The organism is Oscillibacter valericigenes (assembly GCF_021531435.1).
Taxonomy (GTDB): domain Bacteria; phylum Bacillota; class Clostridia; order Oscillospirales; family Oscillospiraceae; genus Oscillibacter; species Oscillibacter valericigenes_B.
In genome coordinates this window covers 1-439 of the sequence record NZ_JAFBIS010000084.1, presented here as the reverse complement: position 1 = coordinate 439, position 439 = coordinate 1, and the positions used below count along the sequence as shown (strand labels likewise).

Here is a 439-nt window from a genome sequence, read left to right as displayed (position 1 = left end):
AGTATGACCGGAATGCGGACGGGATGGAGGATAAGATTCTGGCGCTGTACGCCTGCGGCATGAGCCAACGGGATATCGCTGAGCAGGTCAAGGAACTGTACGGCGTGGAGATCTCTCCAGAGCTGGTAACGAAGATCAGTGAAAAGATCATGCCGGAGGTCACAGCCTGGCAGAATCGTCCTCTGGAGCCGGTGTATCCGTTTGTGTTCATGGACGCCATTCACTACAAGGTGCGGGAAGACCGGCGGTACGTGACCAAGGCTGCCTATGTGGTCCTGGGCGTCACCATGGATGGCAGGAAGGACATTCTGGGCGTCTGGATCGGGGAGCACGAAAACAGCAAATTCTGGCTGAATGTGCTGAATGACCTCAAAAGCAGGGGTGTTTTGGATGTATATCTGTTCTGCACGGACGGCCTGTGTGGGATGATGCAGGCTAT

Annotated in this window: 1 protein-coding gene; it reads left to right on the top strand. The window is 55.1% G+C overall.

The features are described from left to right. The coding region (locus tag JQM68_RS13670; protein ID WP_235223567.1) for an IS256 family transposase at positions 1 to 439 on the top strand (439 nt) is incomplete at both ends.